This is a genomic window from Streptomyces sp. NPDC048659 (assembly GCF_040650575.1).
GTDB lineage: Bacteria > Actinomycetota > Actinomycetes > Streptomycetales > Streptomycetaceae > Streptomyces.
Map to the genome: position 1 here is coordinate 22,176 of NZ_JBEZHM010000053.1, position 22,034 is coordinate 44,209.

23 protein-coding genes and 1 tRNA gene are annotated in these 22,034 nt (G+C 71.7%); 12 read left to right on the forward strand and 12 right to left on the reverse strand.

Going from position 1 to position 22,034, the window contains the following annotated elements; genetic code table 11:
* Positions 1–156: 156 nt before the first annotated feature.
* Positions 157–729 (forward strand): flavin reductase family protein, encoded by a 573-nt coding sequence (locus AB0C99_RS31020; RefSeq protein WP_362482252.1) that lies wholly within the window; start codon positions 157–159, stop codon positions 727–729.
* Positions 730–794: 65 nt separating this feature from the next.
* Here the strand turns inward: AB0C99_RS31020 and arfB are convergent, their stop codons facing one another.
* On the reverse strand, positions 795–1,229 hold the full coding sequence (arfB, locus tag AB0C99_RS31025; protein WP_362482165.1) for an alternative ribosome rescue aminoacyl-tRNA hydrolase ArfB: 435 nt from the start codon (positions 1,227–1,229) through the stop codon (positions 795–797).
* A gap of 144 nt (positions 1,230–1,373) precedes the next feature.
* Between arfB and AB0C99_RS31030 the strand changes: the two genes are divergently transcribed.
* Both AB0C99_RS31030 and AB0C99_RS31035 read left to right on the forward strand, forming a co-directional pair.
* Entirely contained in the window at positions 1,374–1,949 is a 576-nt protein-coding gene (locus AB0C99_RS31030) for a TerD family protein (protein WP_362482168.1), read from the forward strand.
* Between the two features lie 64 nt (positions 1,950–2,013).
* Positions 2,014–2,526, forward strand: coding sequence for a GNAT family N-acetyltransferase (locus AB0C99_RS31035; protein ID WP_362482171.1), 513 nt, complete (start codon positions 2,014–2,016; stop codon positions 2,524–2,526).
* 20 nt (positions 2,527–2,546) lie between these two features.
* Here the strand turns inward: AB0C99_RS31035 and AB0C99_RS31040 are convergent, their stop codons facing one another.
* Together AB0C99_RS31040 and AB0C99_RS31045 are read right to left on the reverse strand one after the other, a co-directional pair.
* Complete coding sequence (locus tag AB0C99_RS31040; RefSeq protein WP_362482173.1) at positions 2,547–3,944, reverse strand: M1 family metallopeptidase; 1,398 nt, start codon at positions 3,942–3,944, stop codon at positions 2,547–2,549.
* 252 nt (positions 3,945–4,196) lie between these two features.
* Positions 4,197–4,745 carry a heme-binding protein gene (locus AB0C99_RS31045; protein WP_362482176.1) on the reverse strand — a complete coding sequence of 183 codons (549 nt, stop codon included), beginning with the start codon at positions 4,743–4,745 and terminating at the stop codon, positions 4,197–4,199.
* A gap of 232 nt (positions 4,746–4,977) precedes the next feature.
* On the opposite strand from AB0C99_RS31045, the gene AB0C99_RS31050 reads away from it, so the two are divergent.
* From AB0C99_RS31050 to AB0C99_RS31065, 4 genes are all read left to right on the forward strand, one after another.
* On the forward strand, positions 4,978–6,150 hold the full coding sequence (locus AB0C99_RS31050; RefSeq protein WP_362482179.1) for a sensor histidine kinase: 1,173 nt from the start codon (positions 4,978–4,980) through the stop codon (positions 6,148–6,150).
* On the forward strand, positions 6,147–6,773 hold the full coding sequence (locus tag AB0C99_RS31055; RefSeq protein WP_362482181.1) for a response regulator transcription factor: 627 nt from the start codon (positions 6,147–6,149) through the stop codon (positions 6,771–6,773). Before AB0C99_RS31050 ends, AB0C99_RS31055 begins: the two co-directional genes overlap by 4 nt.
* A 141-nt stretch (positions 6,774–6,914) precedes the next feature.
* Complete coding sequence (locus AB0C99_RS31060) at positions 6,915–8,126, forward strand: FAD-dependent monooxygenase (protein ID WP_362482184.1); 1,212 nt, start codon at positions 6,915–6,917, stop codon at positions 8,124–8,126.
* Positions 8,127–8,138: 12 nt separating this feature from the next.
* Positions 8,139–8,639, forward strand: a complete 501-nt coding sequence (locus AB0C99_RS31065) for a hypothetical protein (protein WP_362482186.1) — start codon at positions 8,139–8,141, stop codon at positions 8,637–8,639.
* Between the two features lie 126 nt (positions 8,640–8,765).
* On the opposite strand, the gene AB0C99_RS31070 is transcribed toward AB0C99_RS31065, so the two are convergent.
* Positions 8,766–9,437 carry a pentapeptide repeat-containing protein gene (locus AB0C99_RS31070; protein WP_362482189.1) on the reverse strand — a complete coding sequence of 224 codons (672 nt, stop codon included), beginning with the start codon at positions 9,435–9,437 and terminating at the stop codon, positions 8,766–8,768.
* A gap of 120 nt (positions 9,438–9,557) precedes the next feature.
* On the opposite strand from AB0C99_RS31070, the gene AB0C99_RS31075 reads away from it, so the two are divergent.
* Both AB0C99_RS31075 and AB0C99_RS31080 read left to right on the forward strand, forming a co-directional pair.
* Positions 9,558–10,742 carry an FAD-dependent oxidoreductase gene (locus tag AB0C99_RS31075; RefSeq protein WP_362482192.1) on the forward strand — a complete coding sequence of 395 codons (1,185 nt, stop codon included), beginning with the start codon at positions 9,558–9,560 and terminating at the stop codon, positions 10,740–10,742.
* Positions 10,743–10,897: 155 nt separating this feature from the next.
* Complete coding sequence (locus AB0C99_RS31080) at positions 10,898–11,896, forward strand: zinc-binding dehydrogenase (protein ID WP_362482195.1); 999 nt, start codon at positions 10,898–10,900, stop codon at positions 11,894–11,896.
* Positions 11,897–11,902: 6 nt separating this feature from the next.
* On the opposite strand, the gene AB0C99_RS31085 is transcribed toward AB0C99_RS31080, so the two are convergent.
* The 4 genes from AB0C99_RS31085 to AB0C99_RS31100 form a co-directional block, all read right to left on the reverse strand.
* On the reverse strand, positions 11,903–12,250 hold the full coding sequence (locus AB0C99_RS31085) for a hypothetical protein (RefSeq protein WP_362482198.1): 348 nt from the start codon (positions 12,248–12,250) through the stop codon (positions 11,903–11,905).
* Between the two features lie 9 nt (positions 12,251–12,259).
* Positions 12,260–12,739, reverse strand: coding sequence for a GNAT family N-acetyltransferase (locus AB0C99_RS31090; RefSeq protein ID WP_362482200.1), 480 nt, complete (start codon positions 12,737–12,739; stop codon positions 12,260–12,262).
* Between the two features lie 19 nt (positions 12,740–12,758).
* Positions 12,759–13,649, reverse strand: a complete 891-nt coding sequence (locus tag AB0C99_RS31095) for an aminoglycoside phosphotransferase family protein (protein WP_362482255.1) — start codon at positions 13,647–13,649, stop codon at positions 12,759–12,761.
* Between the two features lie 75 nt (positions 13,650–13,724).
* The gene (locus AB0C99_RS31100; RefSeq protein ID WP_362482202.1) at positions 13,725–14,441 is read right to left on the reverse strand and encodes a thioredoxin domain-containing protein; all 717 of its coding nucleotides are present in this window, start codon (positions 14,439–14,441) and stop codon (positions 13,725–13,727) included.
* Positions 14,442–14,594: 153 nt separating this feature from the next.
* Here AB0C99_RS31100 and AB0C99_RS31105 point away from each other — a divergent pair, with 153 nt between their 5' ends.
* Positions 14,595–15,983: an FAD-binding oxidoreductase gene (locus AB0C99_RS31105; RefSeq protein WP_362482204.1), complete on the forward strand. Its 1,389-nt coding sequence runs from the start codon at positions 14,595–14,597 to the stop codon at positions 15,981–15,983.
* Here AB0C99_RS31105 and AB0C99_RS31110 read toward each other — a convergent pair.
* The 4 genes from AB0C99_RS31110 to AB0C99_RS31125 form a co-directional block, all read right to left on the reverse strand.
* Positions 15,970–16,611, reverse strand: a complete 642-nt coding sequence (locus tag AB0C99_RS31110; protein WP_362482207.1) for a TOPRIM nucleotidyl transferase/hydrolase domain-containing protein — start codon at positions 16,609–16,611, stop codon at positions 15,970–15,972. The two genes, AB0C99_RS31105 and AB0C99_RS31110, sit on opposite strands and share 14 nt — an antisense overlap.
* 108 nt (positions 16,612–16,719) lie before the next feature.
* Entirely contained in the window at positions 16,720–17,157 is a 438-nt protein-coding gene (locus tag AB0C99_RS31115) for a DUF6228 family protein (RefSeq protein WP_362482210.1), read from the reverse strand.
* 123 nt (positions 17,158–17,280) lie between these two features.
* A tRNA-Thr gene (locus tag AB0C99_RS31120) sits at positions 17,281–17,378 on the reverse strand.
* Between the two features lie 511 nt (positions 17,379–17,889).
* Complete coding sequence (locus AB0C99_RS31125) at positions 17,890–18,150, reverse strand: hypothetical protein (protein ID WP_362482213.1); 261 nt, start codon at positions 18,148–18,150, stop codon at positions 17,890–17,892.
* Between the two features lie 260 nt (positions 18,151–18,410).
* Here AB0C99_RS31125 and AB0C99_RS31130 point away from each other — a divergent pair, with 260 nt between their 5' ends.
* The gene (locus AB0C99_RS31130; RefSeq protein ID WP_362482258.1) at positions 18,411–18,566 is read left to right on the forward strand and encodes a hypothetical protein; all 156 of its coding nucleotides are present in this window, start codon (positions 18,411–18,413) and stop codon (positions 18,564–18,566) included.
* A gap of 1,085 nt (positions 18,567–19,651) precedes the next feature.
* A complete protein-coding gene (locus AB0C99_RS31135) occupies positions 19,652–21,511 on the forward strand; it encodes a hypothetical protein (RefSeq protein ID WP_362482216.1) in 1,860 nt (619 codons plus the stop codon).
* The last annotated feature ends 523 nt before the right edge of the window (positions 21,512–22,034 follow it).

The window sequence follows — 22,034 nt, forward strand, 5'->3', positions numbered from 1 at the left end:
GTGACTCAAGTCACAGCAGGTCGGGGGGTGTTCCGACGCGCGCGTGAACGGTGCGCGGCGGGCCGGTGAAAGGGGTCCTAGGACCGGCGGGGGAAGCCGGTCTGGTCCCGGCGCCCGATGCGGGCCGGCGGCGGGCCGCAATAGCGTGCGGGGGTGCTGCAGAAGAGCCCCGCCCCGAGCCCCACCCGGCCGCCCGTGCGCGACCTGGCCATCCCTCATGCTGAGGGGGTGAGCGACGACGACTTCAAGGCGGCGATGTCCCGCCTCGCGGCGGGCGTGGTCCTGGTGACCGCGCACGATCCGGACGACGGCCCCTCCGGCGAGGACGTCGGCATGACGGCCACCGCGTTCCTGTCGGTGTCGCTGGACCCGCCGCTGGTGCTGGTCAGCCTCCGCAACGACTCGCGCATGGACGACCTGCTCGCCGAGGTGCCCGTGTGGGCGGTGTCGCTGCTCGCCGAGAGCCAGCGGCACGTCGCCGGGCGGTTCGCGATGAAGGGCCGGGTCAGCGACCGGCTGCTCTTCGCCGACCTGCCGTACACCCGGGGCGAGCACAGCGGCGCCCCGCTGATCGGCGGCGCGCTGGCGACCCTGGAGTGCCGCACGGAGAGCCGGGTGGTGGCCGGCGACCACACGCTCGTCGTCGCGCGCGTGCTGGCGACGAACCTGCCCTCGGCGGAGGGCGGCCCGCTGACGTACTTCCGCGGGCGGTACCGCACGCTGGGCTGAGGCGGGCGGCCGGGTGGCCCCGGGAGCCAGGTGGCCGGCGGGCCGGTGGCCGCGCGCGGCCCGGGCTACCAGTCGCGCCCCTGCCGCCCCCGCTTGGTGTCCGAGCGCTGCTTCTTCTCGCGCAGCCGGCGCTCGTTGATCCCGCGCGGGATCCGGGTCGGGCGGCGCGGCTTCGGCGGCGGGGCGGTGGCCTCGGCGAGCAGCGCGGCGAGGCGGACGGCGGCGGTCTCGCGGTTGCGCCACTGGGAGCGGTGCTCCGAGGCGCGGACCGTGACGACGCCGTTCACCAGGCGGTTCGCGAGCCGTTCGAGCGCGCGGGCCTTCCAGACGGCGGGCAGCGCCTCGGTCGCGGCGAGGTCGAAGCGGAGCTCCACCTGCGAGTCGCTGGTGTTGACGTGCTGGCCGCCCGGCCCCGACGACCGCGAGAAACGCCACTGGAGCTCGGCCTCGGGCAGCGAGACGGAGCCGCGGATGGGATAGGGACCGGACATGCCGTCCATTGTTCGCCGCCGCGGGCCCGCGCGTCACCCCGATTACGCCCGGGATCGCCCCGGGATCACCCCGGATCGCACCCCGGGGCTGGAACCGGCGCGCCCCGCCGCGCGTTATCGGGGGTGAACACACCGCGATGAAAGGGACTCCCCATGGCTGTAAGCCTCTCCAAGGGCGGCAACGTCTCCCTGACCAAGGAGGCCCCGGGCCTCACCGCCGTCACCGTGGGCCTCGGCTGGGACGTCCGCACGACCACCGGCACGGACTTCGACCTCGACGCCTCGGCGATCGGCGTCGACGGCGCGGGCAAGGTCGCCTCCGACGCGCACTTCGTCTTCTTCAACAACAAGTCCACCCCGGACCAGACCATCGTCCACACCGGTGACAACCGCACCGGCGAGGGCGGCGGCGACGACGAGCAGATCAACGTCAACCTGGCGGGCCTCCCGGCCGGTGTCGACAAGATCGTCTTCCCGGTCTCCATCTACGACGCGGTCAACCGCTCGCAGAACTTCGGCCAGGTGCGCAACGCGTACATCCGCATCGTCAACCAGGCGGGCGGCGCCGAGCTCGCGCGCTACGACCTCTCCGAGGACGCCGCCACCGAGACCGCCATGGTCTTCGGCGAGCTCTACCGCAACGGCGCCGAGTGGAAGTTCCGCGCCGTCGGCCAGGGCTACGCCTCCGGCCTGGAGGGCATCGCCCGCGACTTCGGCGTGAACATCTGATCCGCCGCCCCGGCGTGACCCGGAGCCCCCATGCCCCAGAGCGTGGGGGCTCTACGCTTGCCGCGTGATCGTCGAACCCCTGGCCGCCAAGGACCCGCGCGACCTCCCCGGCCCGCTGCTCACCGAACTCACCGCGCTGTACGCCTCGAACCACGCCTTCCAGCAGCTCAGCGGCGACTTCCCGGACCCCGACGACATCCGGCCCGAGCAGGTCGCCGCCGCCCTCGCCGACGAGCTCGCGGAGCCGTCCGCCGAGGTGCTGCTGGCCCGCTCCGGGGGGCGGCTCGTCGGCATCGCCGTCACCCTCGCCCGCCACCCCGACCCGGCCGACCCGGACCCGTGGCTGGGCCTGCTGATGGTCCACGCCGAGGAGCAGCGGGCCGGGCACGGGCGGCGGCTCGCCGGGTACGTGGAGGACCGCTTCCGCGCGGCCGGGCGCACCGGGCTGCGGCTCGCCGTGCTGGAGAACAACCCCCGGGCGCTGGCCTTCTGGACGTCCCTCGGGTACGAGGAGACCGCGCGCCGCCCGGACCTGGCGCACGGCCGGCCGTGCCTGGTCCTGCGCAAGCGGCTCTGAGCCCGCCCGGCGCGGGCCGCTCAGGGCGCGTCGGGCTTCCCCTTCCCGTACAGCCACACGTCCCACACCCCGCTCAGATCGCGCCCGGCGACGGACTCCGCGTACCGCGTGAAGTCCTCGGTGGTGGCGGTGGCGTGCCGGTACTTCGCCGGCCAGCCCTTGAGGATCTCGAAGAACTTCTCGTCGCCGACCGCCTGCCGGACCTTGTGCAGCACCATCGCGCCCCGCTGGTAGACCGGCGAGGCGAACAGGTCGTCGGCGGTGGGCGGCGCGGCGGGCGGGAAGGCCCACGCGTCCTCGTCGGCGAAGGCCCCCTCGAAGCTCTTCTGCGCGGGCGTGTCCTCGAAGTCCTCGTCGTACAGCCACTCCGCGTAGGTCGCGAAGCCCTCGTTCAGCCAGATGTCCTTCCAGGACGCCGGCGTGACGGAGTTCCCGTACCACTGGTGGGCCATCTCGTGGACGAGGGTCGGGGTGTTGAAGGAGCCGAAGGGGAAGATCGGGCGGCCCTGGGTCTCCAGGGCGTAGCCGACGTCGCCGTCCCGTTCGACGATCGCGCCGGTCGCCGAGAACGGGTACGGGCCGAACCGTTCCGTCTCCCACTTCAGGATGTCCGGCAGCTTCGCGCGCAGCGCGGCGCTCTTCGCGGCGACCTCGGGGTCGGCGGCGGTGAGCACGGGGACCTTGCCGAGCGCGGTCCCGGTCGTCGTGTCGTACCGCCCGATCGCCAGGGTCGCGAGATAGCTGGCCATCGGCTCCGGGGAGTGCCAGACGGAGGTGGTGCGCCCGTCGGCGGTGGTCTTCTCCGAGGTCAGCACGCCGTTGGAGACGGCCTTGAGCCCGGCGGGGACGGTGACCGTGACGTCGTAGGCGGCCTTGTCGGAGGGGTGGTGGTTGCCGGGGAACCAGGCCATGGAGCCGGTCGGCTCGCCGACCGCGACGGCCCCGTCGGAGGTCTTGAGCCAGCCCTCCTTCGAGCCGTCCGGGTCCGTGATCGTCTCCGGGACCCCGTCGTAGGTGACGACGGCGCGGAACTCGGCGCCCTTGTCGATGTCGTCGCGCGGGCGCAGGGTCAGCTCGTTCCCGGCGCGGTTGACGGAGGCGGGCGCGCCGTCGACGGTGGCGTCGCGGACGGTGAGCCCGGCGAGGTCGAGGTTGAAGGCGCTGAGGTCCTGGGTGGCCTTCGCGGTGATCTCCGCGCGCCCGTCGAGGCGGCCGGTGGCCGGGTCGTAGGCGAGGGTGAGGCCGTAGTGGCCGACGTCGTAGCCGCCGTTGCCGAGCCGGGGGAAGTACGGGTCGCGCAGCCCGGCCGCGCCGGGCGTGCCCCGCACCCCGCCGGTCCCGCCGCCGGAGCAGCCGGCGGCGAGCAGGGCGAGGGCCGCGGTGAGGGCCAGGGCTCCGGTTCGGACGCGCGCGTTCACGAACCGATCCTAAACAGACGTACGAACGTAAAGAGGCGTACGAGGTAAACAGTCGTACAAGGTGAACGGGCGCACACGCGGGGGACGGGCGTACGCGGTGAACCGGCGCACCAGATGAACAGGCTTACGTACGCGCGTGCGTACGGCCGGCCGGCCGGCCCCGTACGTGACGGATCAGCGGCGCCCGGCGGGGGGTCCGGGTGCCGCTGATCCGCGTACGGGGCCGGCCGAGGGCCAGGGGCCGGGGCCGGGTCAGTCGTTGAGCGCGGCCACACCAGCCTGGGCGAACTTCTCGTCCAGGTCGCCCGAGGGGGCGCCGGCCACGCCGATGCCCGCGATCGGGGCGCCGTTCGCGGCGACGGGAGCGCCGCCCGCGAGGAAGAGGGTGCCCGGGATGTCCTTCAGGTTCGGCGTCTGGGCAAGGCGGCCCGCGAGGACGGAGGTCGGGGCGTTCCAGGAGACGGCGGTGAACGCCTTGCGCTCGGCCGACTCGTAGGACTGCGGGCCGGCGCCGTCGCCGCGCAGGGTGACGATCGTGTTGCCGTTGCGGTCGACGACGGCGACGGAGACCCGCTGGTTCTCCTTCTCGGCGGCCTTCAGGGTCGCCTGCGCGGCCTTGGTGGCGGCGGCGATCGTCAGGTGGGTGTCCTGGCGCAGGTTGCCGCGGTCCGCGTCGCCCTTCTTCGCCGCGGCGGCGGCGGGCGCGGCCTGCGGGGCGGAGGCGCTGGCGGAGACGGCGCCGAAGGTGCCGGCGGCGATGACGGCGGCGGCGGTGGTGCCGAGGAGGATCTTCTTCTTCATGGCGGGCTCCTGGAAGTCGAGGGCGGCGGCCGGTGTCGGTGTTCCGTGTTCCGTTCGCTCTGCATCGATCCTCCGCCCGGAATCCGGGCCGTTCGGTCCACGTTCCGGCTCGGCCCGGCACGCACACTGGAGGACAGGCCCGTCAGCCGATCGGTTGATGCCACCCTGGTCCCCTTGGGCCAGGATGGATGCGTAGTACCAGGTCAACGGCTTGACTCGATGCTTGAGGTGGATGATGGAGCGCGACCCGGACGCCCGCTGGCTGGCGCGGGTCATGCACATCGCCTTCTTCCTGCTGCTCGGCGCCTCCCTCGCCCGCTTCCTGCTGCGCCACCCCTGGGAGGACCGCAGCCCCTGGATCGTCGCGCTGTCCGGCGCGCTCGCCTCGCTCTACCTCCTCGGGCCCGTCCTCGGCACCCGCGCCACACCCCGGCGGATCGCCTGGCTGGGCACGGTCGTCGCCGTGTGGATGGTCCTCGTGGTGCTGGCGCCGAGCTTCGCCTGGTGCGCGGTGCCGCTGTTCTACACGGGCCTGCGCACCCTGCCGCCCAAGGCCGCCCTCGGCCTGGTCACGCTGCTCACCGCCTTCGTGGTGACCGCCCAGGTGAAGCTCTCGCACGGCGGCTGGGACCCGAACCTGGTGATCGCCCCGCCCGCCGTCGCCGCCATCGCGACCGCCGTGTTCGTGCACGCCGAGCGGCAGGCGGACCGGCAGCGGGCGCTGATCGACGACCTGATCCGCACCCGCCGCGAGCTGGCCGCGACCGAGCGGCGCGAGGGCACCCTCGCGGAGCGGCAGCGGCTCTCGATGGAGATCCACGACACCCTGGCGCAGGGCCTGTCCAGCCAGCAGATGCTGCTCCAGGCCGCCGACCGCACCTGGGACGGCGACCCGGCCACCGCCCGCCGGCACGTCCGCACCGCCCAGTCGATCGCGGAGCGGAACCTCGCCGAGGCCCGCCGCTTCGTGCACGACCTGGCCCCGGCGGACCTCGCCGAGGGCGGCGGGCTCGAAGAGGCGCTGCGCGGGCTCGCGACGCGCGAGTCGGCCGCGTTCCGGGTGGACGGGACACCAGTCGCGCTGCCGGACCGGGTCCAGTCGGCGCTGCTGCGGATCGCGCAGGGCGCCCTCGCCAACATCCGCGAGCACGCGGACGCGAGCGCGGCGGCGCTGACCCTCAGCTACCTCGACGACCAGGTGGTGCTGGACGTCGCCGACGACGGGCGCGGCTTCGACCCGGCGCCGGCCCGCCCGGACGGCGGCGTCCGGGGCCACGGGCTGCCCGCGATGCGGGTGCGGGTCGGGCAGCTCGGCGGCACGCTGACGATCGAGTCCGCCCCCGGCGAGGGCACCGTGCTCTCGGCCGCGATCCCCCTCTCACACCCCCTGGAGGCAGGCGAGTGACCGTACGGATCCTGCTCTGCGACGACCACGCGGTGGTCCGCGCCGGACTGCTCGCCTTGCTGGGCAGCGCCCCCGACATCGAGGTGGTCGGGGAGGCGGGCAGCGGCGAGGAGGCCGTGGCGATGGCCCAGCACCTGCGCCCCGACGTCGTCCTGATGGACCTCCAGCTCGGGCCGGGCATCGACGGCGTGGAGGCGACCCGGCGGATCTCCGGGGCGGGCTCCGGCGTCCACGTGCTGGTCCTCACCACGTACGACACGGACGCGGACATCACCCGGGCCATCGAGGCGGGCGCCACCGGCTACCTGCTGAAGGCCGAGCGGCCCGAGGAGCTGTTCGCCGCGATCCACTCGGCCGCGCAGGGCCGCACGACGCTGTCGCCGCCGGTCGCCAGCCGGGTGATGGACCGGATGCGGGGCGCGGCGGGCCCGACGCTCACCGACCGGGAGCGGGACATCCTCGGGCAGCTCGCGCACGGCCTCGGCAACCGGGAGATCGCCCGCGCGCTGTTCATCAGCGAGGCGACGGTCAAGACCCACCTGGGCCGCATCTACGCGAAGCTCGGCGTCGACACGCGCGCGGGCGCGGTGGCGGTGGCGAAGGAGCAGCGGCTGCTGCCGTAGCGGGGCGCGCCGGGCGGGCGTGGCCGCGCGGGGCGCGGCGCGGCGCCGGGCGGGAGGCGAGCTTCGCGCGGGGGCGAGCCTCGCGCTGCTACCCTGCGTTGCCATTCCAGCGCACAGCGTCATGTCCTCGTGGGAGCGCACGTGAAGATCACCGTCGTCGGCGGCGGGCCCGCCGGTCTGTACTTCTCGATCCTGATGAAGCGCCAGGACCCTGCCCACGAGATCACCGTGTACGAGCGGAACCCGGCCGGCTCCACGTACGGCTGGGGCGTCACCTACTGGGCGGGGCTGCTCGACAAGCTGCGCGCGGGCGACCCCGAGTCCGCCGACGCGATCGCCGACGCGTCCGTCACCTGGACCGACGGCGTCGCCATCGTCCGCGACGAGCGGACCACCCACCACGGCGACGCGGGCTTCGGCATCGGCCGCCGCCGGATGCTGAACCTGCTCGCCGACCGGGCCCGCGCGCTCGGCGTCCGCGTCGAGTTCGAGCACGGCATCGGCGGCCCGGACGCCCCCGAGCTCGCCGGCTCCGACCTGGTCGTGGCCGCCGACGGCGTGCACAGCGCGCTCCGCGAGGCGTACGCCGACCGCTTCGGCGCCGAGCTGACCAGCGGGCGCAACCAGTACATCTGGCTCGGCACCACCAAGGTCTTCGACTCCTTCAGCTTCGCCTTCAAGGAGACCGAGCACGGCTGGATCTGGTGCTACGCGTACGGCTTCAGCGGCGAGCGCTCCACCTGCGTCGTGGAGTGCTCCCCCGCCACCTGGACCGGCCTCGGGCTGGACCGGATGAACGAGGCGGACAGCCTGAACCTGCTGGAGAAGCTCTTCGCCGACCTCCTCGACGGCGAGCCGCTGATCGGCCGCGAGCACCCGGACGGCACCGCCCAGTGGCTGACCTTCCGCACGCTGACCGCCCGCACCTGGCACCACGGCCGGCTCGTCCTGCTCGGCGACGCCGCCCACACCACGCACTACTCGATCGGCGCGGGCACCACCCTGGCCCTGGAGGACGCCCTCGGGCTCGCCGCCGCCCTGCGCGCGGGCGGCGACCTGGACACCGCCCTCACCACGTACGGCAAGCGGCGCCGCGCGGAGCTCGTCTCGGCGCAGAGCGCGGCCCGCTACAGCGCCCAGTGGTACGAGAACCTGCCGCGGTACATGGCGCTGGAGCCGGCCGTGATGTTCGCCCTGCTCGGCCAGCGGCACTCCCCGCTGCTCCCGCACATCCCGCCGCAGCTCTACTACCGCCTGGACCGGGCCGCCGGGTCGCTGGAGCCGCTGCGCCGCCTCAAGCGCTGGCTGGGGCCCCGGGTGGCGCGGGCGGTGCACCGCTCCGCGCGGGCATGACACCATCTCCCCGTGCTCGACATCGGCTACTCGCTCTCCCGTCGCTTCCCCGACCCGCCGCAGACGGACTACCGCCACGCGGACGTCCACGCCCTGCGGCACGACCTGTTCTGCGGTGACGTCTACCTCGCGGACACGGAGAAGGACCAGGAGGTGTCCACCGCCTGGGGGTGGGTGCCGGTGCTCGACTTCGCGTGGGCGCTGTGCGACATCGTCGAGCAGCTCGACCGCGACCCGCGCGGCAGCCGGGCCGCGCAGCCGCAGTACGCGGAGCTCGACTTCACCGAGTCCTCGGACCGGATGCTGTTCGAGCGCCGCTTCGGCTGGGTGGACGTCGAGGCCGACTGGATGCCGGGCGACGAACCGCCGCTCACCTTCAACCACGCGGCCCTGCGCCGCGAGGCCCGCGACTTCCTCCACGATCTGATCGCCGACCTCACGGACATGCACGAGGGCCTGGCCGACAACCCGGCGGTCTGGTCCCTCCAGGCGAAGTTCCCGCGCGTGTCGTAGGGCGTGGGTGTACGGGGCGGGGGCCGGGCCCGGCGGCCGGGCCCGGCCGTCGGACCCGGGCGTCGGACCCGGGCGTCGGACCCGGGCGTCGGACCCGGGGCCCAGACGCCGCCCGCGCCCCGGGCATCAGTCCTCCACCCGCACCCCCAGCTGCGCCGCGAACACCGGCGCCAGGTCCATGAGCTGGCCCGTGGAGATCACGGCCCCCGCCAGGGAGTCCACCCCGCGGGCGATCTCCACCCGCTGGGCCGTGCGCAGGTCCACGTCCTTCAGCGTCGCCCGGCTGAGCTCCACGCCGGTCACCACGCAGTCCCGGAACTCCACCCGCTCCAGCTTCGCGCCCCCGAAGTCCGGCTCGCTCAGCACACAGCCCTCGAAGAGCACGTCGCGCAGCTCGGCGCTGCGCAGATTCAGATAGTCGATCTTCCCGCCCCGCACCCACACCCGCTCAAGGACCGCGCCGTGCAGCTGCGTGCCGCCCAGCCGGGCGTCCACCAGCTCGACGTCCCGCAGCTGCGCCCCGGCGAGGTCGGTGCCCACCCCCCGTACGCCTTCGAGCACCGAGTCGAGGAAGCGGGCCGATCTCAGCCGCGTCTCGTCCAGCGCGCAGCCTCTCAGCGCGCAGTCCAGGAACCGCGCCCCCGCGCCGTCCTGGCCGGTGAGGTCGAGCTCCTCGAACTCCAGCCCGTCATAGTCCCCGTCGGGGGCGAGACCGGCCCCGCCGAAGGGCGCCAGCGGCGGCAGCCGCACCTCCGGCTTCCGGACCTTCGCCACTTTCCTCACCGTCTTGCGCGTCATGCGTCCCATCGTGACGGACGCCACTGACAACACCCCCCGCGCCGATGTCACGAACCCGCCCCCGCCGCCCGTCCCCTTCGTGAGACCCGACACCGGGCCGGGCGGACGAGGGAGCGGACGATGGGCAGCACACGGAAGATCACCGTCATAGGCGGCGGCTTCGCCGGCCTCACCGCGGCGATCACCGCCGCCGAGGCGGGCGCCGAGGTCACCCTGCACGAGGCGCACCACACCCTCGGCGGCCGGGCCCGCACCGCGGACGGCCCCTACCTCACCAACGACGGCCCGCACGCCCTCTACTCCGGAGGCCCGCACCGGACCTGGCTCAAGCAGCGCGGACTCCTCGGCGAGCTCGCCCCGCTGCCGGCCCTGCAGGCGGCCAAGCTCCGCTTCCACCACCGGGGCGCCCTGCGCCGCACGCCCCCGCTGGGCCTGCTGCGGCAGTCCTTCCGTACCGGCGAACAGGCCCCGGTGGACATCGACTTCCTCACCTGGGCGAGCGGCCTCGTCGGAGAGCCCGCGGCCCGTGCCGCCGCCGCGTACAGCGGCGTCGCGCTCTACCACCACGACCCCGGCGCCCTGTCGGCCCGCTTCGTGCAGGAGCGGCTGCACCGGGCCGCGTCGATCCCGCCGGAGGCGACCTTCGTCAAGGGCGGCTGGGGCCGGCTGATCGACCGCATGGCGGCCCGCGCCCGGGACCTGGGCGTACGGATCGAGACCGGGTCGCGGATCGACACGCCGCCCACCGACGGCGGCCCCGTCGTCGTCGCCACCACGCTCGCCGCGGCGGCCCGGCTGCTCGACGACCCGTCGCTGTCCTGGGAGTCGGGGCGCACCGTCCTGTACGACCTGGCGCTGCGCACCCGCAAGGGCGACCCGTTCGCGATCTCCGACCTGGACGCGCCCGGCTGGGTGGAACGCTTCACCACCCAGGACCCGAGCCTCGCCCCCGACGGGCAGCAACTCATCCAGGCGCAGCTGCCGATCGCGCCCGGCGAGTCGAAGGCGGACGGCGTGGCGCACGTGGAACGCCTCCTGGACCTGGGCTTCGCGGGCTGGCGCGAGCGGACGGTGTGGCGGCGCGAGGCGCTCTCCAACGGGCGTACGGGCGCGGTGGACCGCCCGGGGACCACCTGGCGCGACCGGCCGGCCGTCGACCGGGGCGACGGCGTGTACCTGGCGGGCGACCAGGTGGCGGCGCCGGGGGTGCTGGCGGAGGTGTCGTTCACGAGCGCCGTGGAGGCGGTGTCGCTGGCCCTGCGCGGCACGCGCGGGCACCGACCGCTTGACCTCAAGCGCGCTTGAGGTCGGAGCCTGGGTGTACACGAGCACGCACCGCGTACGCGCCACGTACGCGCCGAGCACGCACTGATCAGACACCGATCAGGCACATCAGGCACCGATCAGGCACCGATCAGGCACCCAACAGGCTCCGGACAAGCGACGAACAGAGGAACCCCATGCACGCCATCCGCCTCCACACCCACGGCCCCGCCGAGAACCTGACGTACGAGAGCGTCCCCGACCCGGTGCCCGGCCCCGGCCAGGTCCGGATCAAGGTCGCGGCGGCCGGCGTGCACCTCCTCGACACGGCGCTGCGCGAGGGGATGCCGGGCCCGTTCCCCGCACCCGTCGAGCTGCCGACGGTGCCGGGCCGCGAGGTCGCCGGCACCGTCGACGCGGTCGGCGCGGGCACCGACCCGGCGTGGCTCGGCAAGCGGGTCGTCGCCCACATCGGCATGGCCCCCGGCGGCTACGCCGAACTCACCGTCACCGAGGCCGCCCGGCTCCACGAACTCGCTGACCACCTGGGCGAGGCGGAGGCCGTGGCCATGATCGGCACGGGCCGCACGACGCTGGGCATCCTCCAGTTCACGGAGCTCGGCCCGGAGTCGGTCGCGATCGTCCCGGCCGCGGCGGGCGGCATCGGCACGCTGCTCGTGCAGTACGCGAAGAACGCGGGCGCGACCGTCGTCGGGCTCGCGGGCGGACCGGAGAAGGTCGCCAAGGTCCGCGAGAACGGCGCCGACGTGGCCGTCGACTACACGCTCCCCGACTGGCCGGAGCGGGTCCGCGCGCAGTTGGCGGGGCGGGCGGCGACGGTCGTGTTCGACTCGGTGGGCGGCGCCACGGGCCGCGCGGCCGTGGACCTGCTGGGCGCGGGCGGCAAGCACGTGGTCTTCGGCTGGTCGGGCCAGGGCGTCCACGACGGCGAACCACTCACGTACACGCCGGAGGAGCAGGCCGCGCGGGGCATCACCTCGGAGAGCGTCCTGGGCCCCGTCATGATCCAGAAGGCGGGCGGCGACGTCCGCAACCTCGAACTCGCCGCCCTGGAGGCCGCCACGAAGGGCACCCTGCGCCCCGCCGTCCACCGCTTCCCCCTGGCGGAGGCGGCGAGGGCGCACCGCGCCCTGGAGACCCGGGGGACGACGGGAAAGGTGGTCCTGATCCCGTAAGGCCCCTCAGACCCCGAGCACGTCCCAGGAGTGCCCCTTGAACTCCTTGAGGAACTCGGGGTGGTCCTCCCACATCCGCGCGATGGAGCGCAGCACGTCCCAGTTGTGCTCCAGCGCCTGGTCCACGACCTGCCGCAGCGCGGGCTCGGTCTCCCGCTTCTCCACCAGCCCGTTGACCGCCGACGCGGCCTGCACGCTGTACCGCAGCGCGCGCAGCGCCCGGGAGGTGTCGTCCATGCCGAAGCCGTGGTCACTGCCGTTCTCGGGGTCGAAGAGCGGCGTGAGCCGCGCCTCGATGAAGCCGGTGATCCGCGCGAACCGCTGCTGAATACCCATGTCCATATCCGTGTCCATGCCCCCTTCCTACACCCCGCCCCCACCCAGCTCCCGCAGCGCCCCGTCGGTCAGCCGGTACACCGTCCACTCGTCCTGCGGGCGGGCGCCCAGGGACTCGTAGAAGGCGATCGAGGGGGCGTTCCAGTTCAGGACCGACCACTCCAGCCGCTCGTAGCCGCGCTCCACGCAGATGCGGGCCAGTTCGGTCAGGAGGGCCTTGCCGTGGCCGCCGCCGCGTACCTCGGGGCGGACGTACAGGTCCTCCAGGTAGATGCCGTGGACGCCGCGCCAGGTGGAGAAGTTGAGGAACCAGAGCGCGAAGCCGGCGACCTCGCCGTCCGCCGTCTCGGCGATGTGCGCGTACGCGGCGGGGCGCTCCCCGAACAGGGCCTCGTGGAGCTGCTCCTCGGTGGCGCGGGCCTCGTGGAGGGCCTTCTCGTACTCCGCGAGCTCGCGGACCAGGCGGTGGATGACGGGTACGTCGGCGGGGGTGGCGTTTCGGATCATGGGCCCAGGGTGCACCGGATCAGGCCCCGCGCGACAGCAGCGTCCGGGCGATGGACACCTGATCGGGGTCGAGGGCCGGTTCGCCGTCCTCGACGTCCCACAGGCCGTTCTGCAGCACCCGCCCCAGCGTCCAGGCGCGGGCCCGCCCCCGGTCGAGCCCCAGCCGCTCGGTCAGCAGGTCGAAGCGCCACAGCGTCTCGGCCGGGTCCGGGTTCCACAGGTCGGTGAGGGCCGGGAGCAGGTCGAAGCCGGGGTCGCCGGCCAGCGGCTTGGGGTCGATGGCCAGCCAGGGCTCGCGCTCGGCGGCCAGGATGTTGTCGTAGTGCAGGTCCCAGTGGAGCAGCCGGTCGCCGGGCTCGGGCAGGACCTCCCGTACGGCCGCCGCGCAGTCCCGCAGCAGGCGGGCGTCGTCGGCGCCGAGCCGGTCCGCGGCGGCGGGCGCGTCGGCGACCATCCGGCCGGCGATCGCGGAGAGCGTGCGCAGTCCGGGCGGGGCGGGGTGGGAGCTGAGGCCGGCCAGCAGGTCGGCGAGGATCCGGACGGCCTCGCGGTGGTCCGGGTGGGTCGAGAGGTGGCGGGTCTCGTCGGCCCGTTCGAGGAGCATCGTGCCCGTATCCGGGTCGTGGTCGAGCAGCCGCACGGAGCCGCGTCCGGCCCAGATCCGCAGCCCCACCGGCTCGCCCTCGCTCTCCTCGTCGAGGAGCTGGAGCTTGAGGACGGCGGGCGTGCCGTCGGGCCGCCGGACAGGCAGCACGAGCGAGGCCACGCCGTGCATCGAGGGGCCGGTGAGGGCGAGGTCCCAGCGCGCCAGGAACTCCTCCGCGCGAGCGGGCAGCGCGGCGATGAACGCGCGGCCCGCTTCCCCGTTGTACTTGGCCTGGGAGGCGGCGAGTTCGGCCGGGACGTGGATCGGGGCGCGGGGGTGGGGGTGGGGGTGTGCGTGGGGGTCGGGGTGTACGTGGGGGTGACGGCTCACGCGCCGAGCTTAGACACCCGCGTCGCGCAGCGCCTCCGAGAACTGCCCGGCGTCGTAGAGGCCGTTGCCGGCGGGGAGCGGCTTGCCGTCGACGAGGACGGTGGGGGTGCCGCCGACGCCGGACTCCTCGAAGGCGCGCTGGGCGGACTTCACCCAGTCCTTGTGCGTCTTGTCCCGGACGGCCTTGTCGAAGGCGGGGCCGCGCAGGCCGGGCACCTGGTCGGCGATCTTCAGGAGGTGGTCGGTGGAGAACCCGTCGCCGCCCTCGTCGGTGGGCTGGCTCGCGAAGAGGTGCGCCTGGAAGGTCGCGAAGGCGCCCGGGGCGCCGTCCGCCGCCGCGCGCAGCGCGTTGGCCGCGTCGGCGGAGCCCGTACCGCTGGTGCGGGAGTCGAGGAAGGAGGCGATCACGTACTCGATCTTCACGTCGCCGGCCGCGGCCCGCTCCGCGAGGACCTTGCCGGACGCGGCCTCGAACGTGGCGCAGTAGCTGCAGCGCGGGTCGACGAAAACCGTCACGGTGTGCGGGGCCTTGGGCTGCCCGACCACGATCCGGGGGCCGTCCACGGCGGCGGGCAGCGTGCCCAGCACGTCCGTGTGGTCGGCGGCGTGCACCGTGATCTCGGTCGCGGCGGTCGGGGAATCCTGCGAACAGGCCGTCCCCGCAAGGCCGATGACGGCGACGGTCAGCGCGGCGGCCACCGCCCGCCGGGTCTTGCGTACGCGCATGGCGAGGTCCTTCCACGACGGGGGGCACACGACGGAATCCGCAGCTTCGAACGTAGGCGGCGGCGCGCCGGGCGGGAGGCCGCGAAAGGCCCGTATCCAGGGGACCAAGGGCCCCTGTAGCCTCCCGCGCACGGACCCGGAAGAGGGATAGACATGAGCACGATCAACGGCGGCATCTCGTTCTGGTACGCGCGGGAGGGCGCGGCCGCGCCGCGCGAACCGCTGCCCGGCGACCTCACGGCCGACGTCTGCGTGGTCGGCGGCGGGTACACGGGTCTGTGGACCGCCTACTACCTCAAGAAGGCGGCGCCCTTCCTGAACGTCGTCGTCCTGGAGGCGAAGTTCTGCGGCTACGGGGCCTCCGGCCGCAACGGCGGCTGGCTCTACAACGGCATCGCCGGCCGCGACCGCTACGCGAAGCTGCACGGCCACGAGGCCGCCGTCCGGCTCCAGCACGCGATGAACGAGACGGTCGGCGAGGTGATCGACGTGTGCGCCGCCGAGGGCATCGACGCCGACCTGCACCGCGGCGGCGTCCTGGAGGTCGCGACGACCCCCGCGCAGCTGGCCCGCCTGAAGGAGTTCCACGCGGCCGAGCTCGCCTTCGGCGAGAGGGACCGGGAGCTGTACGGGGCCCGGGAGACCGCCGGGCGCGTGCGGATCGCGGGGGCCGTCGGTTCGAGCTGGACCCCGCACGGGGCGCGCCTGCACCCGGTGAAGCTGGTGAAGGGGCTGGCGGACGCGGTGGAGGCGCTCGGGGTGACGATCCACGAGTCGACGCCGGTGACCGAGATCCGCCCGAAGCACGCGGTCACGCCGTACGGGACGGTCCGCGCGCCCTATGTGCTGCGCTGCACGGAGGGCTTCACCGCCTCGCTCGCGGGCCAGCGGCGCACCTGGCTGCCGATGAACTCCTCGATGGTGGCGACCGAGCCGCTGACCGAGGCGCAGTGGGAGTCGATCGGCTGGAACGGCCTGGAGACCCTCGGCGACATGGCGCACGCCTACATGTACGCGCAGCGCACGGCGGACGGGCGGATCGCGCTGGGCGGCCGGGGCGTCCCGTACCGCTTCGGCTCGAAGACGGACAACGACGGCCGGACCCAGGCGCGGACGATCGAGGCGCTGCGCGAGATCCTGGTTCGCTTCTTCCCGCAGCTCGCGGGCGTACGGATCGACCACGCCTGGTCCGGGGTGCTGGGCGTGCCACGCGACTGGTGCGCGACGGTGACGCTGGACCGCTCGACGGGCCTGGGCTGGGCGGGCGGTTACGTGGGCTCGGGCGTGGCGACGACGAACCTGGCGGCGCGCACCCTGCGCGACCTGATCCAGCAGGACTCGACGCCGTCGGGCCCCACCCCGCTGACGACGCTCCCCTGGGTGAACCACAAGGTCCGCAAGTGGGAGCCCGAGCCGCTGCGGTGGGTGGGTGTGCAGACGATGTACGCGGCGTTCCGCGGCGCGGACCGGCGCGAGTCGGCGGGCCGCACGGCGCACACGGACCCGGTGGCGACCTGGGCGAACCGCCTCAGCGGGCGCTGACGGGGAGCGCGTCGAACAGCCCGAGGAGCGGGCCGGGCAGCGGCTGCCCGGCCCCGAGGGCCTCGACGAGCACCTGCCCGTAGCGGATCTTGCGCCCCTTCTTGGTCCCGAAGAACCGCCGGAGCTGCTGCCCCGGGTCGCGCCCCTGCTGATCGGGCTGCCGCAGAAACGTCCGCAACGCCCGCCCCTCCCCTTCCTCCCGCACCACCTGGACGACGCGCTCGACCCCGAGCACCCGCACGAACTCGTCCTCAAGGTCGGCGGAGCAGACGAAGACATCCCGCCCGGGCACCCCGCCCCGCTCCCAGGCGCGCTCGAAATACCCCCGCTCCCGCTCGTCACAGAGCCCGAACAACGGCACCCCCAGCCCCTCGGGCCCCAGCACCCCCACGAACCGCCCGACGCTCATGGCCCCGCCCATCGGCACGACGCACACCCCGCCGCCCCCGAGATCCCACCCACCCCGCCGCGCCACGGCCTCGACGGCCCGGACATCACTGTCCCCCTCGACGAGCACGACCCCCCGCACCCCCACGTCCCGAGCGACCCGCCCGACGCACTCCCGCGCGAGACCGTCCCCGCCCCCACCGGCAGCCCACCCGACCACGGCCTCCCGGAACGCGTCCATGCCCTCTCCCACTCAGCCCCTCCGCACCCGGCACCCGACACCACGGCCCGAAGCTACCCCTCGACTCCCGTGATTCCCGAGGGAATTACGACCGCGGGAGTGCCCGCGCTACCAGTCCGCGCCGCCCCCGAGGAACGCACGGAACTCCCCGGCGAGGTCGCGCATCTCCTCACCCGCCGCGTGCACGGTGGTGGTCTCGAAATGCCACTCCGCAGCCGGCGGGCGGTCGTGGAGCCCCCACGTCAGATGCACATAGCCACCCGACCGGTGCTCCGCCGAGAGCGTCAGATCCCGCTCCAGCGAGCGCCAGACACGTGCCCCGTCCCAGCCCCGGAAGTCCTCGGCCAGCGAGGCGAGAAAGGCATCGAGCCCGTCACCGTCCCACGTCCGCACCAGGGTCTCCACACCGCCCCACCGCCCGCGGGCCGTCACCAGAAAGTCGAGCACGGGGTCGTCCCCGAACGGCCTCTCCACCCCGGAGAAGAGCAGCGAAGCCGCCCGCGCCCCGGGGCCTCCCACACGCACGACGAAACGGTCCTCGATCACCCGACCAGGGTAGAAGCCCCCCGAAGAACAGCCACGCCACCCGCCCCTGCCGTCCCGTCGACGCACCCACGAACGCCGAAGACCCCTGACCAGAACCGGCCGAGGGTCTTCACGTGTCCCACCTGGAGCCCCCTGTCGGGTTCGAACCGACGACCCCCGCTTTACAGGAGCGGGAGGCCCGGAGCGGGGCCGACCTGCGCACCAGTACAGGCCGCTGAGCTCGGGCGAGGACCCCGCCGACACCTCTCGTTCCCCGCGAGTCCCCGCCCGATCTGGCACGGATGTGGCACGGGCACCGGCTCCCTCACCCCGGTGTCAGCGCCCCCGACTCGAGTCCGGCTGCGCGCGGTCGGCTTCCGAGGTGTCCAGCTCTGTAGTGCAGCTGCATCCCTGGCTCTGTCCGGGGGCGGCCCAGGTCAAGCCTGGGACCTAACCGACGGCCAGGCTCCGCCGATGGCCAAGAGTGCCCTGCCAGCGCCGACCGCGCGCAGCCTTGTCCCGTCCGTTGGTGGTGTATCCGCGTTGAAGACGCCATGGCCATCAAGCAAGACCTGGAGGGCTACGCCCACCTACGAAAGGCGGAGCGGTGAACCGGTGACAACACCTGGCCCATTGCTCTAGCCGGATCGTCCAGTGGGGGTCATATCGGCCGCTACAGGGGGAGGAGCGGTAGCTGACAGAGGCGGTCACTGCGGTTGCGGTACGCCGTTGCTGTACCGCGGAGCGATCCGCTCACTCGGCCGCGTAGGAGCCTGTCAGGTAGTCCAGTTCGGGATCAGCCGGCCCGCAATGCAAGATCGCGTCCACTTCCGTCCACACCTCGACGGGCACGGGATAGCAGAGGAGCATCCAGGGGTCGTCCAAGTCCGGCTTGATCACCTCTCGAAGCCGCAGAACCTGCTCGCGACTGATACGGAACTCGGTACACAGGAACTCATCTGCCTTGCTGTACCCATGCAGGGACCAGACGGCCTCGGATTCTTCTGTGGACATCCGCGGATCGTACGCGGCGACCACCGTTCCACGCGCCTGGAAATCAGACCCTTCGAACCCCTCACTCCACTTGACCACGTCCAGCGGACGCCAGGAAGGCACGGGCCGAGCTAGCGATTGACGGGAACCTCGTAGACGATCTCGCAAAGAGCTGCGGGCACGACGATGTCCACCGTCTCCACGGGCCGCCCCTGGTCGGTGTAGTCAAGAAGCTCGTCCACGTCCGCCTCCCGACACCTCCGGAAACGGCGACACTACGAATCAGCCCGACTATCCCGGTTCTCGCGATCACCCGCGTGGCGACGGACACGACGGGCCGGGTCATCGAGGCGACTCTCCTAACTCTCCCCGGCGACCGCACCGAGGCCGACTTCACCACCGACCACACGACGACAGAGAGGAAACCGGAAGGATGATCCACCACAACGAACTCCGCCTCCTCCCCTGATCGACCCCCGATGGCAAGCCCTGCTTCTTGAGCACCGATGAGCATGGCGGCCCCCTATCCCGCCTGGCTGACAACACTGAGGCTGCCCAACTGGCCGCTGGGACAGAGCTCCTGGAGCACGCAACGGAGAACTCGGCGAGGCCCGGACGGAACCGGACGACCTCCGCCTCCTGACCGTCGACCTCGCGGGCGCATTGCAGAACGTGCTCCGCATCGCGGTGAGCCGCGGCCACCGCCTTACGGCATTTGATCCGTTCACACACGAGGAAGGCGAGGGCCTGCGGTTGCCAGCGGCAGCCTTCGGTTAGCTGTCGCACCCTTCCAGGCACCGCCAAGCCCCGGGCCCGAAACCCGGGGCTTTTCAACAAACGGCTCCGGAGGCCGCGTGCGTCTGAAGAATCTGCGCAGGTCAGCGACCTAAGAGCTCCTGGCCGCCCCTCGCCGGTCCACGAATAGGCCGCATCTCGCGAAGGCGCCGCTGAACCTCACCAGGCAGTGATGTGGGCACAGAGCCTGCGCCGTTGATACCGCCGGGCAGGTCGGCCCCTACCGCTGCCCAGAATCCCTTGGAATCGCGGAGGTGCCCACCCAGGGGGTACCACGATAGGCGTGGGTGCTCAATCCGCAGCACCGCGAGGCCAGCCGAGGCCAGACCGGATCGCTGGTACTCCGGCAGCGTGCAGGGCCGCTCGACCCATCCAAGCTGACCGTCTTGGGTAGACCAGGTAATCGGCGCTGAACGCGGCCTCGCCATCCAGATTGGCTGCACGTTCACGCCAGCCGTGACGTTACCCAGAGACGGTGACCCGCCAAGGCGTGTCTCAGTCCGGCTCACTGGCCCGTCCGCGCCGTCGTGCGAACCGCCCGCGGCTCACCCGCTGCAGCACGTCCCGCCAAAGCTTCCGCTCAGACGCTCGCCTTACGTCATAAGCCGGCCGGCCAACCCCCGTGCCGCCTTCTGGTCGATGCTCCGACTACAGCGCCCCCACCCCGGGCCTTGGGCGCGCACGCCCGTCATCTCTGGCGCCGCAACCCGGCTAGAAACACCCCATCGTGTCGGAAATCCTCTGCGGGCGCACCGATTCTGACATTACCATCAAACCTGAAACCCTCGATTCCGCTCGAGGACTAGGACTGGCTCTGGGAGCCAGAGGGGAAGAGTTCGTGAATCCAAATGGTTCCATTCGGATTAAATGGTGGCTTCCCGACGGCTTGAGCAAAGAGGTCTTGAAGTCCCTCAAGCCTACTCTGAAGAAATTTGAGGGCGTCGACCTAACGTGCGCAGGCTGCGAAAGTGACATTGAGATCCATCATGACGTCCTTCTCGCAGTTCAATTGGTTAAGCAAGATGACGGATTGGGGATATTCCTCACGCATCCAGAATGCGCCGCCCCGCGCGTGAGATTCGACCCGGCAGACGTACCCTTCGCGCAAGGTGCGAATACGGGCCAGATTCACCACCTGACCGGATTAAGGCCCTCCGGCGAGCCAGTAATGCTGCTTGATATTGCCGCGTTCGTGCACAACCTCCCCTCACGCCACAGGCGTGCCGAATCCGCCACTAAGCTGTACGCAGAAGCGCATGGATTCGAACTCACAAAAGATTCCACTCCGTCACACCTTGTGATTTCCCATCGCCAGGACGCGAGAATGACGGTAATCGGCGATCGGGCATTCATTTCTCGCAGCGGTATCGGAATTGTTGACGAGGTGGATTTGTCGTCAGCTAACTCGCACTGGAAAAAGGCAGTCGCCAGAACTGGCATCGTTGAATTCATTGCAGGAGTCGGCTTGCTGAGGTTCGACCCTCCGGACTTTGGAGAAAGGTACTCGGCGCTCGCACACGGGCGAGTTCGCGCCACAACACTTGACGAGGCCAGTGCGATCGCGCCGCTTGCGAACCCGGGCGAAGCGGTCTACAAGGTGCTGCAGATCGCCTCGGGAATGGATCCAACGGTTTTCATGCTCGACTCAGACGTGATCGTCAGTATCGAGCGCTGGTTCTACGGAGCAGGTAGACCACATAGCTCAACGATGCGGAGACAGCTGGAAGGGTTGTTGACGCTCCGCACCCTAATCGGACCGATGCATGTCGACTTCACTCTTGGGGTCGCAGAGAACTGCTGGGGACGGTTTACCGCTCCGGTGGACCGCCACAGGGCAAGGAAGATAATCCGGGCGGTCAATACCGTGCTTAGCCTGGATTCAGAAGCCCTGATGGACCTGATGAACCGCGACGGAGTGCCAGCGCAGGCGGTTCGAGCCACGGACGCCTTCACCGTCGGAATGCCCGAGAAAGAGTCCCAACTTCAGACTCTGTCGTACGCGCTCGCGCTAAATCTTCAGCTGCTGTATCGACAGTCCCGTGGAGCTAATGTGCAGCGCAAGCTAAGGCTTCTGTCTGAATACATACACGGATTGGACAGAGATCTCGGCTTTGTGGGCATGTATGAATTTCAAATTGCCTGCGACTTTCTATTCCCCGACGGCAGCGCGAGCGGATACGTGGAAATGCTCCTAAAGCCAGGCAACGAGAAACGAGTTCTGGAGAATACTTGGGGCGCCGCATGGGATATCACGCATATGAGGCGAGCCGATCTAGCGCTCCAAGGGATCCATTGGGACATTCCTGAAGTCGCCGCACTGGTCTCGGGAGATAGAGCCCTTCGGATGCTGCGAGACAGGCTGACCGTGAAGCGGCCGGTGGTGGTAGATGGGGTATCAACCCTTCAGATGAAATTGACACCTCCAAATTTCAAGAGCGATGCTGACGGTACAAGGTTCGGAGAGATAGTCGACCACGTTCACGATATCGTTCACCGCAACTTGCAGGTCACGCGAGAACAGAACCTAGAAAAAGCAAAGGGTGCAATTCCTAGGCTGGAGTCTCAATTGTTTACGGTGCCCAGCTGACCCCTCCGGTGACACAGCGAGCCCATGAACACGCGGGGTCCCCTGCTCCCATCGCCGCACCCCACCGGCCGGCATCCACATACGGCGCCCCCGCCATCCCGGAGCCGGAGCGCCCCCACCGGAGGCATCATCTTGAGCCGCATCCGCGTACGTCCTCGGCCGCATGGTGTAGTTCGCCACCCATCAACCCGAGCTGTCAGGCGTGCGGGCGGCGGCCGGGCTGGAGCGGGGCGTCAGACAGGAGCGCAGGCCCGGGCGACGGGCCGCGCGCGCCGCGCTGTGCGCGGCGGGTGCCTTGATGAAGTAGAGAAAGTCTTACCGCGCTGCCCTCTGAGAGCGATCGGTTTGTAGGCCAGGGCCCTGTCCGCTGGCGGGCGGGACGGCCACCGCTTCCAGGGCCCGCGCGGTGGCCTGCTGTTGCGGGGCAACTTCCGGGACGACTGGATCGCCGCCCGGGACAAGGCCGGTGTCGCCCGCACCGTGCACCTCCACGATCTCCGGCACACGGGCAACACCCTGGCCT

Coding starts and splice junctions, on each gene's coding strand:
- AB0C99_RS31030 (WP_362482168.1), top strand. CDS start 1,374: ATGGCTGTAAGCCTCTCCAAGGGCGGCAACGTCTCCCTGACCAAGGAG.
- AB0C99_RS31070 (WP_362482189.1), bottom strand. CDS start 9,437: ATGACGCGCAAGACGGTGAGGAAAGTGGCGAAGGTCCGGAAGCCGGAG.
- AB0C99_RS31110 (WP_362482207.1), bottom strand. CDS start 16,611: ATGGACGCGTTCCGGGAGGCCGTGGTCGGGTGGGCTGCCGGTGGGGGC.
- arfB (WP_362482165.1), bottom strand. CDS start 1,229: ATGGACGGCATGTCCGGTCCCTATCCCATCCGCGGCTCCGTCTCGCTG.
- AB0C99_RS31080 (WP_362482195.1), top strand. CDS start 10,898: ATGCACGCCATCCGCCTCCACACCCACGGCCCCGCCGAGAACCTGACG.
- AB0C99_RS31085 (WP_362482198.1), bottom strand. CDS start 12,250: ATGGACACGGATATGGACATGGGTATTCAGCAGCGGTTCGCGCGGATC.
- AB0C99_RS31045 (WP_362482176.1), bottom strand. CDS start 4,745: ATGAAGAAGAAGATCCTCCTCGGCACCACCGCCGCCGCCGTCATCGCC.
- AB0C99_RS31075 (WP_362482192.1), top strand. CDS start 9,558: ATGGGCAGCACACGGAAGATCACCGTCATAGGCGGCGGCTTCGCCGGC.
- AB0C99_RS31090 (WP_362482200.1), bottom strand. CDS start 12,739: ATGATCCGAAACGCCACCCCCGCCGACGTACCCGTCATCCACCGCCTG.
- AB0C99_RS31105 (WP_362482204.1), top strand. CDS start 14,595: ATGAGCACGATCAACGGCGGCATCTCGTTCTGGTACGCGCGGGAGGGC.
- AB0C99_RS31050 (WP_362482179.1), top strand. CDS start 4,978: ATGATGGAGCGCGACCCGGACGCCCGCTGGCTGGCGCGGGTCATGCAC.
- AB0C99_RS31100 (WP_362482202.1), bottom strand. CDS start 14,441: ATGCGCGTACGCAAGACCCGGCGGGCGGTGGCCGCCGCGCTGACCGTC.
- AB0C99_RS31125 (WP_362482213.1), bottom strand. CDS start 18,150: ATGTCCACAGAAGAATCCGAGGCCGTCTGGTCCCTGCATGGGTACAGC.